Here is a 17,359-nt window from a genome sequence, read left to right on the forward strand (position 1 = left end):
TAACTCCGCCTGCCCCTCCCCCTTGCAGGCGTGCTCGTGAACAGCTATTTTCCCGGCCATCTCATCTCGTGGCATGTGTGTAATCGTCTGTCCTACCCCGGTGTCTTCCGCGGTAGCGAATTTCACCGACACGCCTGTTTCCCCAAAAAATTCTGAATATGGTCCCCTCTTCATGGCTGAAATGAAGCTTCAAGAACTCAAGAGCAAATCGCCGACCGATTTGCTGACATTCGCCGAATCGCTGGAGGTGGAAAACGCCAGCACCATGCGCAAGCAGGAATTGATGTTTGCGATTCTCAAGATCCTGGCCAGCCAGGATGTCGAGATCATCGGCGAAGGTGTCGTTGAAGTTCTGCAGGATGGCTTCGGATTTCTCCGTTCGGCCAATGCCAATTACCTGCCTGGCCCCGATGATATCTACATCTCTCCCTCGCAGATTCGCCGCTTCTCGCTGAAGACCGGCGACACCGTCGAGGGACCGATCCGCGGGCCGAAGGAAGGCGAGCGCTATTTCGCGCTGCTGAAGGTCAACACGATCAACTTCGATGACCCGGAAAAAATTCGCCACAAGGTGCATTTCGACAATCTGACGCCGCTCTACCCGAATGAGCGCTTCAAGATGGAACTTGACGTCCCGACGTCGAAGGACAATTCGGCGCGCGTCATCGATCTCGTCGCACCACTCGGCAAGGGCCAGCGCGGCCTGATCGTCGCGCCGCCGCGTACGGGCAAGACCGTTCTCTTGCAGAACATCGCGCATTCGATCACGGCAAACCACCCCGAGTGCTATCTCATCGTTCTCCTGATCGACGAGCGGCCGGAAGAAGTGACGGACATGCAACGCTCGGTGAAGGGCGAAGTTGTTTCCTCGACCTTCGACGAACCCGCCATCCGCCACGTTCAGGTGGCTGAAATGGTCATCGAGAAGGCGAAGCGCCTCGTCGAACACGGCCGCGATGTCGTCATTCTGCTCGACTCTATCACCCGTCTTGGCCGCGCCTACAACACGGTCGTTCCGTCATCCGGCAAGGTTCTGACCGGTGGTGTGGATGCCAACGCCCTGCAGCGCCCGAAGCGCTTCTTCGGCGCCGCCCGTAATATTGAAGAAGGCGGATCGCTGACCATCATCGCTACGGCGCTGATCGATACGGGCAGCCGTATGGACGAAGTCATCTTTGAAGAGTTCAAGGGTACCGGCAACTCGGAAATCGTGCTCGACCGCAAGGTTGCAGACAAGCGCATCTTCCCGGCCATGGATATTCTGAAATCCGGCACGCGCAAGGAAGATCTTCTCGTCCAGCGCCAAGACCTGCAGAAGATCTTTGTTCTCCGTCGCATTCTCGCGCCGATGGGAACGACCGATGCAATCGAGTTCTTGATCGACAAGCTGAAGCAGACCAAGAGCAACAGCGACTTCTTCGACTCGATGAACACCTGATCCTTAGCCGGATTCACTGCTACCGAGAGGCGCTCGTCGTAAAGACGGGCGCTTTCGAGTTTCTGGGACACAGTCGGAAAGCCGCACCATGAACCCTGATACGATCTTTGCCCTTTCGAGTGGAGCACTGCCCGCAGGTCTCGCCGTTATCAGGCTAAGCGGCAACCAAGCCTTCACCGCGGCTGAGACGCTTGCTGGTCGTTTAGCGACAAACCGTAAAGCATCGCTCAGAACGATTCGCGGCCGAAACGGCGCGATTATCGATCAGGGACTGGTGGTCGGCTTCCCGGGGCCAAACTCGTTTACGGGTGAAGACTGCGTCGAACTGCATGTGCATGGCAGCCGCGCCGTTGTTGCAGCTCTCATCCTGGAGCTCGAGCAAATCGACGGACTGAGGTTGGCCGAGGCGGGAGAGTTTTCAAGGCGAGCGTTTGAGAACGGCAAGTTGGATCTCGTCGAGATTGAAGGTCTTGCGGATCTCATCTCTGCCGAAACGGAAATGCAGCGCCGTCTTGCGGTCGAGCAAAGCTTTGGCGGCCAGTCAGCGCTCTATATCGACTGGGCTGAACGTCTGACGCGGTCGCGTGCTCTGATCGAGGCCGAGCTGGATTTCGCTGACGAGGACGACGTGCCGGGTTCCGTATCGGAGCGGGTCTGGAGCGAGGTGGGACAGATTTATCTGGAACTTCTCCAGCATCTGGAAACCGCAAAGTCTGGCGAGATCATCCGAGATGGCTACAAGATCGTCATCGCCGGGCCTCCGAATGCGGGCAAAAGCAGCCTTTTGAACGCGCTTGCGAACCGGGATGTGGCGATTGTGACGGAACGTGCAGGAACGACCCGGGATATCCTGCATGTCGATCTCGACATGTCGGGTTATCTCGTCCGTTTCTTCGATACGGCTGGCCTGCGGGAAAGCGACGACATTGTTGAAGTCGAAGGGATCCGTCGAGCCCGTGTTGCGATCGAGCAAGCCGACATGATCCTCGCTCTCAACGAGATCGATTCGCCGGCGTTACAAAACCATGAGTTCAGTCAGATTAACGTCCTGACTGTCGGAACGAAGCTGGATGCGCACGCACCTTCGGACGACTTCGACCTTTGCATCTCAACAAAAACTGGCGACGGGCTCGAGCTCCTCAGGGAGACCATCCTCCGAAAGATCACAGCGCTGTGGACCGGTTCGCTGCTTCCGAACAGAGCTCGGCAAGTCGACGCACTGAAAGATGCTTCCAATTTTATCGCAGAGGCGTTAAACGGCACGGAACTTGACTTGAGAGCCGAAAGCCTTCGAGCAGCCGCATCCGCCTTGGGGCGCATTACGGGCCGCGTCGATGTCGAGCAGTTGCTGGATGTTATCTTCTCGCAGTTCTGTATCGGAAAATGATTCACGTGAAACACTCGGCTGACGTGGGACAATGAATATGGACCAAAATTTCGATGTCATCGTCATTGGTGGTGGTCATGCCGGTTGCGAGGCCGCGAGCGCTGCGGCGCGGATGGGCGCGAGGACGGCCTTAATCACCCACAAACGTGAAACGATTGGTGTCATGTCCTGCAATCCCGCGATCGGCGGGCTGGGCAAAGGTCACCTCGTGCGCGAGGTCGATGCGCTTGACGGTCTGATGGGCCGCGTCGCAGACGTTTCTGGAATCCAGTTCCGTTTGCTCAACCGGAAAAAGGGTCCCGCCGTTCGTGGTCCCCGTACGCAGGCCGACCGGCGCCTTTACCGTGAAGCGATGCAGAAGGAAATCTTCAATCACCTGAGCCTCACTGTCATCGAGGGTGACGCATTCGACCTCATCACGGACACTGGTCGAGTGTCAGCTGTCATCATGAGGGATGGCCGTCGATTCGGATGCGGAACGGCTGTACTCACGACCGGTACGTTCCTGCGCGGGCTTATTCATATCGGGCAGGAAAAGATACCGGCCGGTCGGGTGGGTGAGGAACCATCGCTCGGGCTATCAGCGACGCTTCTTGGACTTGGCGTTGCCCTGGGGCGCCTGAAAACCGGTACACCGGCACGGCTTGATGGGCGGACCATCGCTTGGGACCAGCTTGACAAGCAGGAAGCCGATGAGCAGCCAGTTCCATTCTCGTTCATGACCGATAAAATCGTAACGCCGCAGATCAGCTGTGGAGTGACCCGCACGAACGAGGCGACCCATCGGATCATCTCCGACAACATCCACCTGTCCGCAATGTATTCCGGCCAGATCGAGGGCGTGGGCCCACGTTATTGTCCGTCGATCGAAGACAAGATCGTGCGGTTCGGTGAGCGCGACGGGCACCAGATCTTCCTAGAGCCCGAAGGGCTTGATGATCCAACTGTTTATCCAAACGGAATATCCACGTCCCTGCCCGCATCAGTCCAGGAAGCTTTCATTCGCACTATCCCGGGCCTTGAGCAGGTCGAGATAATTCAGCCCGGCTATGCGATCGAGTATGACTATGTTGATCCGCGGGAATTGACACCCACGCTGGAAGTCAAGAAATTGCCGGGGCTGTTCCTGGCTGGCCAGATCAACGGCACCACGGGTTACGAGGAAGCTGCCGCGCAAGGAATGGTCGCCGGCCTTTCAGCAGCGATCACGGCTTCGGGTGGGAAGCCGGAGCCGTTCAGCAGAGCCGAATCCTATATCGGTGTCATGGTCGATGACCTCACGTCGAAGGGCGTGACGGAACCTTATCGGATGTTTACATCACGTGCAGAATACCGCCTTTCGCTACGAGCCGATAATGCCGATATCAGGCTGACTCAAAAGGGCATTGAACTGGGCTGCGTGGGCACTGATCGTGCAGCGAAGTTCGCGGCCTACTTCAAAGCAGTCGACGAAATCCGTGCGATGCTGAAATCGCTCTCGCTGACGCCTAAACAGGGTGCAGCGCACGGATTGTCCCTCAATCAGGACGGCCAGCGGCGTACGGCGTACGAACTGCTCGCCTACCCCAACCAGTCGATGGCTGATCTGGCCGGTGTCTGGGGAGAACTCCGTGGGGTCAATCCAAAGGTAGCGGAAGCTCTCGAGATCGAATCCACCTACTCTGTCTACATGAATAGACAGGCTGCAGATATTGGCTCAACGATCCGCGATGAGTCAAAAACCATCCCCCTGTCCTTCGATTATTCTACAGTGCCCGGTCTCTCAAACGAGCTACGAATAAAGCTCGCGAAGCATCAGCCCAGCAATATGGCGCAGGCCGCAAAAGTTGACGGTATGACGCCGGCAGCGTTGGCACTTATTCTTGCGCTTGTAAAAAAAGAAGCCGCGGTCTCGGATCGCGTAAAACGAGTCTCGGCATGATGTTGAACGGCAGAAGTGTTTCACGTGAAACGCAGGAGAGGCTTGAGCACTTTGCCACGCTCTTCTCCAAGTGGGCGAAAACAATCAACCTTGTCGCTCCCTCGACCCTGAACGAGATTTGGCAGCGCCATATCGCCGATAGCGCGCAAATCTTTCAACTATCCCCGGAGCCATCAAAATGGATCGATCTTGGCTCGGGCGGTGGCTTTCCGGGCGTCGTGACCGCGATATTGCTCGCCGAGCTTGAAGATGGTTGGGTTCACTTGGTCGAAAGCAACCATAAAAAGGCTGCTTTCCTCCGCGTCGCCCTGAACGAAACCGGAGCTCGGGGTTCGGTTCATCCGCTCCGGATTGAGCAGGCGACACATGACTTGCCTGGATGCCAGCGCGTTTCCGCTCGCGCTCTGGCTGATCTCGACCAACTTCTATCCTATTCCTCCGATTGGATGGTCGAAACGGAAGCCAGAGGCTTCTTCCACAAAGGCCGGGATTATCGCCGTGAAGTCAGCGAAGCCCGTAGTCGCTGGGATTTCGATCTGCTAGAACACCAAAGCGTTGTCGAGCAGGACTCGGTTATTCTTGAGATCAGCAACCTCCGACGCAAGGACCCGTAAAGTCAGGTGCGATATGTTCGAAAAGAACCGTATTATTACCATCGCTAATCAAAAAGGCGGCGTCGGTAAGACGACGACAGCGATCAACCTGGCAACGGCGCTCGCCGCAATCGGCGAAAACGTCCTCATCATCGACCTTGATCCTCAGGGAAACGCCAGCACTGGCCTCGGTATTAACCGCAAGGATCGCGTTCATTCGTCTTATGACGTGCTGATGGGTGAAAGCGATATTGGTGAAACTGCCGTTCCGACTGCTGTTCCGAACCTGTCCATCGTTCCCTCCACCATGGATCTTCTCGGTTTCGAGATGGAGATTTCGCAGGCCACGGACCGCGCTTTCCGGTTAAAGCGGGCGCTGGATACTGATGTCGCGCGTGCATATTCTTATATCCTCGTCGACTGCCCACCCTCTTTCAATCTCCTGACGATGAATGCGATGGCGGCAGCGCATTCGGTGCTCGTACCTCTGCAGTGCGAGTTCTTTGCGCTCGAGGGTTTGAGCCAGCTCTTGGAAACGGTTGACCAAGTCCGCCGGACAGTTAATCCGCTGCTCGATATCCAGGGCATCGTTCTGACGATGTTCGATGCGCGCAACAATCTGGCCCAACAGGTCGTCAGCGACGTCAGGACATATCTCGGCGATAAGGTGTACCACACACTGATCCCGCGCAACGTTCGGGTATCCGAAGCGCCATCATATGGTAAGCCGGCTATTCTTTATGATCTCAAATGCGCTGGGAGCCAGGCCTACCTTCAGCTCGCCTCCGAGGTGATCCAGCGGGAACGTCGGCGCAAGGCGGCTTGAAACCCTTCTTTGATTACACGAAATAACAGGTGACAGGATGAACGAAGATCCCTCGAAAAGGCGGCTGGGCCGCGGGCTTGCTGCGCTTATCGGTGAGATGGATCAACCTGTGCAGGTCAATACACCTGCGAAAAACGTCAATCCGGACCGCATGGTGCCGATTGAGCATGTTTCGCGCAGTCCGAAAAACCCCAGGCGCCATTTCGATGAGGCCGAGCTGCAGGATCTCGCCAGCTCGATCAGGCAGCATGGCATTGTCCAGCCGGTCGTTGTTCGGACAGTCGACGGTCGCCTTGAGATCATTGCCGGTGAGCGCCGGTGGCGTGCAGCGCAACTGGCGGGACTGACTGAGATCCCGGTCATCGTCCGCGACGTAGACGATCGGACCGCACTTGAAATCGCAATCGTTGAAAACGTTCAGCGGTCCGACCTCAATCCGCTCGAAGAGGCACTCGGTTACGAGCAGTTGATTGCCGAACATGGGTATACCCAGAACGATCTGGGTGAAATCATCGGCAAGAGCCGCAGTCATGTCGCAAACAGCCTTCGCCTTCTGAAATTGCCGGACCCGGTTCGCGACATGCTGTCTGCTGGAAGCCTTTCGGCTGGTCACGCGCGTGCCTTGATCACCACGTCCGATCCCTCGTCCCTCGCGCGCACGATCGTGTCCAAAGGCATGTCGGTGCGCGACGCAGAGCGGCTTGCGCAAAACGATATCAAGTCCCAGGGCATGCCCCAGCTTGAAACCAAGTCGGTCGAAAAAGATTCCGATACGCTGGCCTTGGAGCGCACGTTGACCGATGCTCTCGGACTGGATGTGAAGATCAATCACCGCGGCGGCAGCGGCCAGGTTCGGATCAACTACCGCAATCTCGAGCAGCTTGAAGAGGTTTGCCGGTTGCTGGAGCGGCGCGGTTAGCGTCTTCCCAGATCGTCTTCAGCGATATCGCGACGACTGTATCGCGATTGCCATCAGGCTGTGGAAGGCGATGCTGGGCTCGAGACTTTGTCTTTGCCGGGACTGGAGGACGGCCGCCTGCAGGCGCTCGGTTTCCCGGGCAAGTGCCGGCGCGGTCCAGGATCGCAGCGCCTTTTCGATAATCGGCTTGCGCTTGAAATGGATATGCCGACCGAGCGTCATCATGACCTGTGCGGCCTGCAGCTTCTTGTCGTCCATTTCCGCCCGCATCACATCCAGCAACTGGAACTGTCTGAGGCAGGATTGCAGGATCAGGAAGATCGGCGTCTTGGATACAAGCACCTTCTGGAAAGCGCGCTGAAGAGACGCCACGTCTCCGGAGAGAATGGCGTCGACGGCCTCGTCCGCGGAGACGCTGCTCGCATCGCCGATGATTTCATCGACGTGATCTTCGGTAACAGTCCCCGCACCGCGACAATAGAGCGCCAGCTTCTTCACCTCATTGCGGGATGCGATTCGATCGCCGCCGAGAAGCTCCATCAGGCGCTGGCGGGCAGCGCCGCTGATGGTGAGGCCTTCGGCCGACAGTTCCGTATCGATCAGGCCAGCAAGCGCGCGTGCATCGTCCGCATAGCAGGGAATGACGGCGATGGAGCGGACCGGCTCCACCACCTTGCGAAGGCCGCTGCCCTTCTTCAGGTCACCAGCCTCGATGATTAAGATATTGGCGGGAGGCTCATCCTTGGCGAGCGCCTGCATGGCATCCAGCAGCGGCTTCTCGTTCATTGCGCCACGGAGCCAGACGAGCTTGGCGCCTCCGAAAAGGCCGAGTGAGTTGACCTCATCAAGCAGACGGCCGGGATCGCCCTGGAGATCGGATACATCCAGCTTGAGCATCGCGAATGGGTCGTCCTGCGCGACACCGGTCTTGGCTGCGATCTGCGCAGCCCGCTCGGAAACGAGCCCGCGATCGGGCCCATAGATGACGAAGATCTTGTAGAGGCCGACCGACTTGTCAAGAAACCGGTCGAACTCGTGGGATTTTATTTCTGCCATACGGGAGGCGACTGGGGCTCGCGGGCAAGGGCAATGGCGATTTCACCACGCAGGAACTCGGCTGTCTCGCGGGCAGCACGGTTTTCAGCGTCGCGGATTGCGCGCAGTTTTGCAAAGCTCTGTCCCGGGACATCGATCAAGGCGACGACTTCGCGCTTGGCCGATTTCAGGATCTTGCTGTCGCTGATACGGGTCAGCGTATAGGTGACATCCACCTGAACGCGGCCGGCAACAGGGATGTTGCTGACAGACACGGTGTCATCGTCGCTGGTAAGGTCGAGAATGCTCGAGGCGGAGCTCGTGGCCGTCATTTTCACTTCGTAGAGCGGATGGGCCGTCTCGCCTGCACCATGACCGGTGAGGAAGACGAGATTGTTGCGGATCACCTGCTCGATACGGGTCTTCGGATCCGCAAACTCCACGGATGCGAGCTTCTGACCGGTGCCTTCCTGTTCGGAATAGAGAGGCCGTGCCTGGCATCCCGCCAGAAGGGCAAGGCCGGCGATGCCAAGTGCGATGCCAAAGCGGCGGAATGAACGATCAGGCAACAATGTTCACGATCCTCTGTGGGACGACGATGATCTTCTTCGGTGGCTTGCCATCGAGAGCGGCTTTTACCACGTCGAGTGCGAGGGCTGCAGCCTCGACGGCAGTTTGATCCGCGTCGCGCGCGATTGTCAATTCGGCGCGCTTCTTGCCGTTGATCTGGACCGGCATCGTGACGTCGTTTTCGACAACGAGTGCCTGGTCGAACTGTGGCCAGGCAGTTGTCGAAACCATCGCGCCATTGCCGAGCACGGCCCAGCATTCCTCGGCCAGATGCGGCGTCATTGGCGCGACGATCTGGATCAGGATTTCCGAGGCGTTGCGAACAGCGGCACGGTAGGCGGCGTCGCCCTTGCCGGCGGCAACATCGGTCAGCGGCGCTGCAAGCGCGTTGACCAGTTCGTAGATCCGGGCCACGGCCTTGTTGAAGGACAGCTTGTCGAGATCGCCCTGCACGGCCTGCAGCGTCTTATGGGCAAGCTGCGAGATTGCCAGTCCATCGCCATCCTTAGCCGGAGTCGGATCGACCGTTTTGAGGTTTTCGGCGGCTTCAGAAATCAGGCGCCACAGGCGCTGGGTAAAGCGGTAGGCACCTTCGACACCCGCTTCCGACCAGATCACATCGCGATCCGGCGGGCTATCGGACAGAACGAAGAAGCGGGCCGTATCGGCGCCGTAGGATGCGATGATGTCATCGGGATCGACGACATTCTTTTTCGACTTCGACATTTTTTCGATCGAGCCGATGGTGACGTCGGCGCCGCTTGTCAGCAGCGTCGCGGTACGCTTGCCGTCGACTTCCTCGATACGGATATCGGCGGGAGCGACCCATTCACCGTTCTGGCCGGACTCGCCGAGACGGTAGGTTTCGTGCACGACCATGCCTTGCGTGAACAGGCCCTTGAACGGTTCCTTCACGGCCACGTGGCCGGTCTCGCGCATGGCACGGGTGAAGAAGCGCGAATAGAGCAGATGCAGGATCGCGTGCTCAATGCCGCCGATATACTGATCGACCGGCAGCCAGTGATCGGCAACGGCCGGGTTTGTCGGCTCGTTCAGCCAAGGGGCTGTGAAGCGCGTAAAATACCAGCTGGAATCGACAAACGTATCCATCGTGTCCGTCTCGCGACGGGCATCGTGGCCGCATTTCGGGCAGCTGACATGGCGCCAGGTCGGGTGGCGGTCGAGCGGGTTGCCCGGCAGGTCGAAGGTGACGTCGTCGGGCAACTGCACCGGCAGGTCCTTCTTCGGCACCGGCACGACGCCGCAGACTTCGCAGTGGATGACCGGGATCGGGCAACCCCAGTAGCGCTGGCGGGAAATGCCCCAGTCGCGCAGGCGGAAGTTCACCTTGCGCTCGCCCTGCGGTGCATTGCCGAGCGTCTGTTCGGACAGCCTATCGGCAATGATCTGAAACGCTTCGTCCGTGGACTTGCCGTCCAGGAAGCGGGAATTGATCATCACGCCGTCGTCGACGAAAGCGGTATCGCCGATCTCAAACGTGGCGGCATCACCATCCCTGGGCATCACCACGGCAACGACTGGAAGATTGTATTTGCGGGCAAAATCCAGGTCGCGCTGGTCGCCGGCCGGGCAGCCGAAGATTGCGCCTGTGCCGTATTCCATCAGCACGAAGTTCGCGACATAGACCGGCAGTTCCCACGAGGGATCGAGCGGATGCTTGACGCGGACGCCTGTGTCGATGCCCTTTTTCTCGGCCGTTTCCAGCGCAGCGAGAGACGTGCCCTGCCGCCGGCATTCCTCGGCGAAGGATTCGATCTCAGGGTTGTTCGCAGCCGCGGCCTTCGCCAGCGGATGGTCGGCAGCGATCGCCAGGAACGATGCGCCGAAAAGCGTGTCGGGACGGGTCGTATAGACCGTTACGTCCTTGTCGACGCCGGCGGGTGCGGTTTCCGCTACGATTTCCCAGCGCAGGCTCATGCCTTCGGAGCGGCCGATCCAGTTCTTCTGCATCAGGCGGACCTTTTCAGGCCACTGGTCCAGGTTATCCAGCTCGTCGAGCAGATCCTGGCTGAAATCGGTGATCTTGAAGAACCACTGCACGAGCTCGCGCTGCTCGACCAGAGCGCCCGAACGCCAGCCGCGACCGTCGATCACCTGCTCGTTGGCCAGAACCGTCTGGTCGACCGGATCCCAGTTGACCTTGGATTGCTTGCGATAGACCAGGCCCTTTTCCATCATGTCGAGGAAGAGGTGCTGCTGCTGCTGGTAATATTCCACGTCGCAGGTGGCGAACTCGCGCGACCAGTCCAGCGAAAGGCCCATCGCCTTCAGCTGCTTCTTCATGGATTCGATGTTCTGGTAGGTCCAGGCCTTGGGATGGGTCTTGTTGTCACGCGCGGCGTTTTCGGCCGGCATGCCGAACGCGTCCCAGCCCATCGGGTGCAGAACGTTGAAGCCGCGGGCGCGCTTGTAGCGGGCGACAACGTCACCCATCGCATAATTGCGCACGTGACCCATGTGAATGCGGCCGGACGGATAGGGGAACATCTCGAGGACGTAATACTTTTCCCGCGGATCGGCATTGTCGGTTTCGAAAACCTTCGCCTCGTTCCAGGTCTGCTGCCAACGGGGCTCGGCATCGCGCGGGTTGTAACGTTCAGTCGCCATCTGGATGATATTCCGGGAAATCAGGATATAGGAGTCGGGCAGACCTTCACCATGAATGGCCGCAAGCGTCAAGTTTTTGAGGCCTGACACGTGCCAAACTTTGATGGGACATGCCCTTGGCAGAGCCTCATATGGGCTTTAATCGCTTGCATCACAAGAATAGCGAAAGGTGACGGACAATGAGCGTCGAAGAACGGCTCCAGGAAGTCAGGACAAGGATCGGCAAGGCGGAAGAGACGGCCAATCGCTCCGCGGGCTCTGTCTCGCTCGTCGCTGTCTCCAAGACATTCGATGCCGGTGACATTAGGCCGGTCATCGCGTCGGGCCAGCGTGTGTTCGGCGAAAACCGGGTGCAGGAGAGTCAGGGCAAGTGGCCGGAGCTGAAGGCGGAAACGCCTGATATTGTGCTGCATCTGATCGGCCCGCTGCAATCCAACAAGGCCGGTGATGCGGTGGCTCTGTTCGATGTGATCGAGACGGTGGACCGCGAGAAGATTGCACGAGCGCTGGCGGCGGAAATGGCCAAGCAGCGCAAGTCGCCGAAGCTCTATGTGCAGGTGAATACCGGGCTCGAACCGCAAAAGGCCGGCATCGAGCCGAAAGAGACGGTAGCGTTCGTGGAGCTCTGCCGAAACGAGCTGGGGCTCGCAATCGAAGGGCTGATGTGCATTCCGCCGGCGGATGAAAATCCGGGACCGCATTTCGCGCTTCTGGCAAAGCTTGCCAAAGAATGCGGCGTGGACAAGCTTTCCATGGGCATGTCTGGCGATTTCGAGACGGCGGTGGAATTTGGCGCCACCAGCGTCCGCGTCGGTTCGGCAATCTTCGGCGCACGCTGAGGTCTAACCCGTTGGTCGGGCTTCCCGCCCGATCGTCCCTCCCCTACACTCGCCCGATCAGGCTATGCGGTTGTGTTGGGAGGTACAGATGCAAAGCCAATATTTCGACGTTTACAGCAGCTGGGAAAACAACCCAGATGCCTTCTGGAAGTCCGCGTCAGAGGCGATCGACTGGTTCAAAGAACCGGACGCGGTCTTTGATGCCAATGCCGGTGTCTATGGTCGGTGGTTCGTGGGGGGTGAAACCAACACCTGCTACAATTGCCTCGACCGCCATGTCGCAGCAGGCAACGGCGATCGGCTCGCCTTTATCCACGACAGCGCGATGACCGGTGCGCAACGGTCCTTCACCTATGCCGAGGTTCTGGCGGAGGTGAAGGCAATTGCAACTGTCATGCGCGATCTCGGCGTCGGTTACGGCGACCGGGTCGTCATCTACATGCCGATGGTGCCGGAAGCGATCTTCTCGATGCTCGCCTGCGCGCGGATCGGTGCTGTGCATTCCGTGGTGTTCGGCGGTTTCGCGGCACAGGAACTGGCAGCACGTCTCAACGATTCACAGGCGAAACTCGTTATCTCCGCGAGCTGCGGACTGGAGCCCGGTCGGGTCGTCGCCTACAAGCCGCTGCTCGACAAGGCAATCGAGCTCGCAACCGTGAAGCCGGAGCACTGCCTCATCGTGCAGCGGCCGGAACTCATAGCGCAGCTCAGGCCCGAAAAGGGCGAACTCGACTTTGCCGATCTGGTCGGCAACGCGCTTGGCCGGGATATCGAATGCGTGGCGGTCAAGGCTACCGATCCGCTCTACATTCTCTACACATCCGGTACGACGGGACAGCCAAAGGGCGTGGTGCGCGACAACGGCGGTTACATGGTGGCGCTCGCCTGGAGTATGCCGAATATTTTCGGGATCAAGCCGGGCGAGGTGTTCTGGACCGCGTCCGATATCGGCTGGGTGGTCGGTCACTCCTATATCGTTTACGCGCCGCTGCTTGCCGGCAATACCAGCGTCATCTTCGAGGGAAAGCCGGTGGGAACGCCGGATGCAGGGACCTTTTGGCGCGTCATCGCCGACCATGACGTCAAGGTGTTCTTTACGGCGCCAACGGCGTTCCGCGCTATCCGCCGCGAAGACCCGGACGGCGAACTCATGGCGCATTACGATCTCAAGGGTCTGCGTGCTCTTTTTCTGGCGGGCGAAAGGGCGGATCCGGAAACGCTGAAATGGGCGGAGCAGAAACTGAAAGTGCCGGTGATCGACCACTGGTGGCAGACGGAGACCGGCTGGCCGATCGCCGCCAATCCGCTGGGCCTGGGGCTGATGCCGTTCAAGCACGGATCTCCCACACGACCGATGCCCGGCTACGCCATCGATGTTCTTGATGATTCCGGACTGCCGGTGCCGGCGGGGACGCTCGGCAACCTCGCCATCCGGCTGCCGCTGCCGCCCGGATGCCTGCCGACCTTCTGGAGCGCAGATGAGCGTTTCCGCGAGACCTGTCTCAGCACCTTCCCTGGGTACTATACGACCGCAGATGCAGGCGTGATCGACGAGGACGGCTACGTCTTCGTGATGGCGCGCACGGATGACATCATCAACTGCGCCGGGCATCGCCTTTCGACCGGCTCGATGGAAGAGGTCTGTGCGAAACATCCTGATGTGGCGGAATGCGCCGTGATCGGCATCAGCGATACGGTGAAGGGGCAGATCCCCTGCGGCTTCCTTGTCCTAAAGCACAATGTTTCACGGGAAACGGATAAGATCTCGTCGGAAGTCGCAGAAATGGTGCGCTCGGAGATCGGCCCGGTTGCGGCGTTCAAGACGGTCATGATTGTGCCGAAACTGCCCAAAACACGCTCGGGCAAAATCCTGCGGGGCACGATGCAGAAAATCGCGGACGGGATGCCCTGGACCATGCCGGCAACGATCGAGGATCCGGGCGCACTGGATGCGGTGACAGCCGCGCTCACCGCGAAAGGCTATGGAGGGGGCATGCGGGCTGTATCGCGCACAGGCGACACCTAGGCTGGCGACTGAGCGCCCAAATAAAAAGCCCCGGGCTGTGGCCCAGGGCTTTCGTAAAATCGTATCTCGAAGATCGCGGCTTAGAAGCGGCCGTCGTCTTCTTCGTCGTCGTCCTTGCGGGTCGACTTGAGGGAGGAAAGCTTGGCGAACACGGCGTTCGCATCGATTTCCTTTTCCTTCTCTTCTTCGCGTTCGCTGCGGAAACCGCCGAAGCCGATGTTTTCGGCTTCTGCAGCCGGCTGCAGGGATGCACCGAGTTCGGCAGCGGTGGGCAGCGGGCGACCCTTCGAGGCCTTCTCGACTTCAAGGTCGAGATCGATCTGGCTGCAAAGGCCGAGCGTGACCGGGTCCATCGGCGCCAGGTTTGCGGCGTTCCAGTGGGTGCGCTCGCGGATCTGTTCGATGGTCGACTTCGTGGTGCCGACGAGGCGCGAAATCTGCGCGTCCTTCAGTTCTGCGTGATTGCGCACCAGCCAGAGAATGGCGTTGGGGCGATCCTGGCGCTTGGAGACCGGCGTGTAACGCGGGCCGCGGCGCTTGGATTCGGGAACGCGAACCTTCGGCTCGGAAAGCTTGAGCTTGTAGTTGATGTCTTTTTCAGCGCGTTCGATCTCGTCGCGCGACAGCTGGCCGGTGGCGATCGGGTCGAGGCCCTTGATACCCTGCGCTGCTTCGCCGTCTGCAATCGCCTTCACCTCGAGCGGGTGAAGTTTGCAGAACTGGGCGATCTGGTCGAACGAAAGCGCGGTGTTGTCGACGAGCCAGACGGCTGTCGCTTTCGGCATGAGCAGTGTTTGAGCCATAGATATAGTTCCTCTGTCCGTCCGCGCCGGTGTCGCGGGCGTGGGTATCAACCACAATTTCCGGGAATTTATTGCCCTATATTCGATTTGCGTCGGAATTGCAAATCGTCCAGCACCTTACCCTTTGTCTAATTGCGGCCCATGTTCCAAGTGTTAGATATGGGTCAAAGCAGGGAGGAGCACATGTCCGAAAAAATTTATCCGGTCGAGAAAGCCACCAAGGCAAAGGCGCTCATCGACAAGGACAAGTATGACAAGTGGTATGAGGAAAGCATCGAAAACCCGGACAAGTTCTGGGGCAAGCACGGCAAGCGGATCGACTGGTTCAAGCCTTTCACCAAGGTGAAAAACACGTCGTTCAAGGGCAAGGTCTCGATCAAGTGGTTCGAGGATGGCCAGACCAACGTTTCCTATAATTGCATCGATCGGCACCTGAAGACGCATGGCGAGCGCACTGCGATCATCTGGGAAGGTGACAACCCGTATATCGACAAGAAGATCACCTACAACCAGCTCTACGATCAGGTCTGCCGCATGGCGAACGTGCTGAAGAAGCACGGCGTCAAGAAGGGCGACCGTGTCACGATCTACATGCCGATGATCCCGGAGGCAGCCTATGCGATGCTGGCCTGCGCCCGTATCGGTGCGGTGCATTCCGTCGTGTTCGGCGGATTTTCGCCGGAAGCGCTGGCCGGCCGCATCATCGACTGCCAGTCGACATTCGTGATCACCTGTGACGAGGGCGTGCGCGGCGGCAAACCGGTGCCGCTCAAGGAAAATACCGATACCGCTATCCGCATCGCGGCCAAGCAGTATGTCACGGTCAACAAGGTTCTAGTGGTGCGCCGCACCGGCGGCAAGACGAACTGGGCGCCCGGCCGTGACCTTTGGTATCACCAGGAAATCGCCACCGTGAAGGAGCATTGCGAACCGGTGAAGATGAAGGCGGAAGACCCGCTGTTCATCCTCTACACGTCCGGTTCCACCGGAAAGCCGAAGGGCGTTCTGCACACGACCGGCGGCTATCTGGTCTATGCGGCGATGACGCATGAATACACGTTCGATTACCATGACGGGGATATCTACTGGTGCACGGCCGATGTGGGCTGGGTGACCGGGCATTCGTATCTCGTCTACGGGCCGCTGGCGAACTGCGCGACAACGCTGATGTTCGAAGGCGTGCCGAACTTCCCCGATCAGGGCCGGTTCTGGGAAATCGTCGACAAGCACAAGGTCAACATCTTTTACACGGCGCCGACAGCGATCCGTTCGCTGATGGGCGCCGGCGACGAGTTCGTGACGCGGTCGTCGCGGGCCAGCCTGCGGTTACTCGGAACGGTCGGCGAGCCGATCAATCCGGAGGCCTGGAACTGGTATCACGAGGTGGTCGGCAACAAGCGCTGCCCGATCGTCGATACCTGGTGGCAGACGGAAACCGGCGGCCACATGATCACGCCGCTGCCGGGTGCCACAGCGCTCAAGCCGGGTTCGGCGACAAAACCCTTCTTCGGCGTGCAGCCGCAGCTGGTCGATAACGAAGGCAATGTGCTGGAAGGGGCTGCCGACGGCAATCTCTGCATCATCGACAGCTGGCCGGGCCAGATGCGCACGCTTTACGGCGATCACGACCGTTTCGTCGAGGCGTATTTCACCACCTACAAGGGCAAGTACTTTACCGGCGACGGCTGCCGGCGTGACGAGGACGGCTATTACTGGATCACGGGCCGCGTCGACGACGTGCTCAACGTTTCCGGCCACCGTCTCGGTACGGCGGAAGTGGAATCGGCGCTGGTGTCGCACAATCTCGTGTCGGAGGCGGCCGTGGTCGGCTACCCGCACAACATCAAGGGTCAGGGCATCTACTGCTACGTGACGCTGATGGCCGGCAACGAGGGGACGGAGGAGCTTCGCCAGCAGCTGGTCAAGCATGTGCGCCAGGAAATCGGCCCGATCGCGGCACCGGACAAGATCCAGTTCTCGCCCGGCCTGCCCAAGACCCGATCCGGCAAGATCATGCGACGCATTCTGCGAAAGATTGCCGAGGACGATTTCGGGGCGCTGGGAGATACGTCGACACTCGCAGATCCAGGCGTGGTGGATGATCTGATCGCCAACCGGCAGAACAGGTCGGATTGATCCGATAACTCGCGTGGGATGTCAGCGATGGCATCCCACCCGGGACTGGATTTCCTGAACGTCTCGAAGCGAATGGCATACGGTTTCACACGGGATGCCGTCGCGGTCGGCATCGGCCCGGCTATACCCCTCGCACCAGAGGATGACGGCCTCTTCGCAGCTTGAAACGTCCTTGCAGATTTTCGCCTGCGCTCCCCCGCCAAGCAAAACCGCCGCAACCAGTATTACAAATCTCTTC

13 protein-coding genes are annotated in these 17,359 nt (G+C 59.2%); 9 read left to right on the forward strand and 4 right to left on the reverse strand.

Annotated features, from left to right (window positions below; genetic code table 11):
• Positions 1-172: 172 nt before the first annotated feature.
• The 6 genes from rho (at position 173) to IFT59_RS22380 (ending at position 7,084) form a co-directional block, all read left to right on the forward strand.
• On the forward strand, positions 173-1,438 hold the full coding sequence (gene rho / locus IFT59_RS22355) for a transcription termination factor Rho (protein ID WP_092665173.1): 1,266 nt from the start codon (positions 173-175) through the stop codon (positions 1,436-1,438).
• Between the two features lie 88 nt (positions 1,439-1,526).
• The gene (gene mnmE, locus IFT59_RS22360; RefSeq protein ID WP_192088325.1) at positions 1,527-2,825 is read left to right on the forward strand and encodes a tRNA uridine-5-carboxymethylaminomethyl(34) synthesis GTPase MnmE; all 1,299 of its coding nucleotides are present in this window, start codon (positions 1,527-1,529) and stop codon (positions 2,823-2,825) included.
• 37 nt (positions 2,826-2,862) lie between these two features.
• Positions 2,863-4,746, forward strand: a complete 1,884-nt coding sequence (gene mnmG, locus IFT59_RS22365) for a tRNA uridine-5-carboxymethylaminomethyl(34) synthesis enzyme MnmG (RefSeq protein ID WP_192088326.1) — start codon at positions 2,863-2,865, stop codon at positions 4,744-4,746.
• Positions 4,743-5,360 carry a 16S rRNA (guanine(527)-N(7))-methyltransferase RsmG gene (gene rsmG / locus IFT59_RS22370; RefSeq protein ID WP_192088327.1) on the forward strand — a complete coding sequence of 206 codons (618 nt, stop codon included), beginning with the start codon at positions 4,743-4,745 and terminating at the stop codon, positions 5,358-5,360. The genes mnmG and rsmG overlap by 4 nt, the downstream gene beginning before the upstream one ends.
• A gap of 13 nt (positions 5,361-5,373) precedes the next feature.
• The gene (locus IFT59_RS22375) at positions 5,374-6,165 is read left to right on the forward strand and encodes a ParA family protein (protein ID WP_092665164.1); all 792 of its coding nucleotides are present in this window, start codon (positions 5,374-5,376) and stop codon (positions 6,163-6,165) included.
• A gap of 37 nt (positions 6,166-6,202) precedes the next feature.
• Positions 6,203-7,084, forward strand: a complete 882-nt coding sequence (locus IFT59_RS22380; protein WP_062462870.1) for a ParB/RepB/Spo0J family partition protein — start codon at positions 6,203-6,205, stop codon at positions 7,082-7,084.
• A gap of 18 nt (positions 7,085-7,102) precedes the next feature.
• On the opposite strand, the gene holA is transcribed toward IFT59_RS22380, so the two are convergent.
• Genes holA through leuS form a run of 3 tightly spaced genes read right to left on the reverse strand, consistent with a single transcriptional unit; the run spans position 7,103 to position 11,317 of the window.
• Positions 7,103-8,140, reverse strand: coding sequence for a DNA polymerase III subunit delta (gene holA / locus IFT59_RS22385; RefSeq protein WP_113167256.1), 1,038 nt, complete (start codon positions 8,138-8,140; stop codon positions 7,103-7,105).
• Positions 8,128-8,688 (reverse strand): hypothetical protein, encoded by a 561-nt coding sequence (locus IFT59_RS22390; RefSeq protein ID WP_371816224.1) that lies wholly within the window; start codon positions 8,686-8,688, stop codon positions 8,128-8,130. Before IFT59_RS22390 ends, holA begins: the two co-directional genes overlap by 13 nt.
• Positions 8,681-11,317 (reverse strand): leucine--tRNA ligase, encoded by a 2,637-nt coding sequence (gene leuS, locus IFT59_RS22395; protein ID WP_192088328.1) that lies wholly within the window; start codon positions 11,315-11,317, stop codon positions 8,681-8,683. Before leuS ends, IFT59_RS22390 begins: the two co-directional genes overlap by 8 nt.
• A gap of 179 nt (positions 11,318-11,496) precedes the next feature.
• Between leuS and IFT59_RS22400 the strand changes: the two genes are divergently transcribed.
• Both IFT59_RS22400 and IFT59_RS22405 read left to right on the forward strand, forming a co-directional pair.
• The gene (locus IFT59_RS22400) at positions 11,497-12,156 is read left to right on the forward strand and encodes a YggS family pyridoxal phosphate-dependent enzyme (RefSeq protein ID WP_192088329.1); all 660 of its coding nucleotides are present in this window, start codon (positions 11,497-11,499) and stop codon (positions 12,154-12,156) included.
• A gap of 88 nt (positions 12,157-12,244) precedes the next feature.
• Positions 12,245-14,182, forward strand: coding sequence for a propionyl-CoA synthetase (locus tag IFT59_RS22405; RefSeq protein ID WP_192088330.1), 1,938 nt, complete (start codon positions 12,245-12,247; stop codon positions 14,180-14,182).
• 80 nt (positions 14,183-14,262) lie between these two features.
• Here the strand turns inward: IFT59_RS22405 and IFT59_RS22410 are convergent, their stop codons facing one another.
• On the reverse strand, positions 14,263-14,985 hold the full coding sequence (locus IFT59_RS22410) for a DUF1013 domain-containing protein (RefSeq protein WP_062462856.1): 723 nt from the start codon (positions 14,983-14,985) through the stop codon (positions 14,263-14,265).
• Positions 14,986-15,168: 183 nt separating this feature from the next.
• Between IFT59_RS22410 and acs the strand changes: the two genes are divergently transcribed.
• Positions 15,169-17,121 carry an acetate--CoA ligase gene (gene acs, locus IFT59_RS22415; RefSeq protein ID WP_062577075.1) on the forward strand — a complete coding sequence of 651 codons (1,953 nt, stop codon included), beginning with the start codon at positions 15,169-15,171 and terminating at the stop codon, positions 17,119-17,121.
• The last annotated feature ends 238 nt before the right edge of the window (positions 17,122-17,359 follow it).

The sequence above is a fragment of the Rhizobium sp. CFBP 8752 genome (assembly GCF_014842035.1).
Taxonomy (GTDB): domain Bacteria; phylum Pseudomonadota; class Alphaproteobacteria; order Rhizobiales; family Rhizobiaceae; genus Neorhizobium; species Neorhizobium soli.

Excerpts from the sequence above, each read along its gene's own strand:
- mnmG (WP_192088326.1), top strand. The coding sequence starts at position 2,863 with ATGGACCAAAATTTCGATGTCATCGTCATTGGTGGTGGTCATGCCGGT.
- rsmG (WP_192088327.1), top strand. The coding sequence starts at position 4,743 with ATGATGTTGAACGGCAGAAGTGTTTCACGTGAAACGCAGGAGAGGCTT.
- IFT59_RS22405 (WP_192088330.1), top strand. The coding sequence starts at position 12,245 with ATGCAAAGCCAATATTTCGACGTTTACAGCAGCTGGGAAAACAACCCA.
- IFT59_RS22400 (WP_192088329.1), top strand. The coding sequence starts at position 11,497 with ATGAGCGTCGAAGAACGGCTCCAGGAAGTCAGGACAAGGATCGGCAAG.
- IFT59_RS22410 (WP_062462856.1), bottom strand. The coding sequence starts at position 14,985 with ATGGCTCAAACACTGCTCATGCCGAAAGCGACAGCCGTCTGGCTCGTC.
- acs (WP_062577075.1), top strand. The coding sequence starts at position 15,169 with ATGTCCGAAAAAATTTATCCGGTCGAGAAAGCCACCAAGGCAAAGGCG.
- holA (WP_113167256.1), bottom strand. The coding sequence starts at position 8,140 with ATGGCAGAAATAAAATCCCACGAGTTCGACCGGTTTCTTGACAAGTCG.
- mnmE (WP_192088325.1), top strand. The coding sequence starts at position 1,527 with ATGAACCCTGATACGATCTTTGCCCTTTCGAGTGGAGCACTGCCCGCA.
- IFT59_RS22380 (WP_062462870.1), top strand. The coding sequence starts at position 6,203 with ATGAACGAAGATCCCTCGAAAAGGCGGCTGGGCCGCGGGCTTGCTGCG.
- leuS (WP_192088328.1), bottom strand. The coding sequence starts at position 11,317 with ATGGCGACTGAACGTTACAACCCGCGCGATGCCGAGCCCCGTTGGCAG.
- rho (WP_092665173.1), top strand. The coding sequence starts at position 173 with ATGGCTGAAATGAAGCTTCAAGAACTCAAGAGCAAATCGCCGACCGAT.
- IFT59_RS22375 (WP_092665164.1), top strand. The coding sequence starts at position 5,374 with ATGTTCGAAAAGAACCGTATTATTACCATCGCTAATCAAAAAGGCGGC.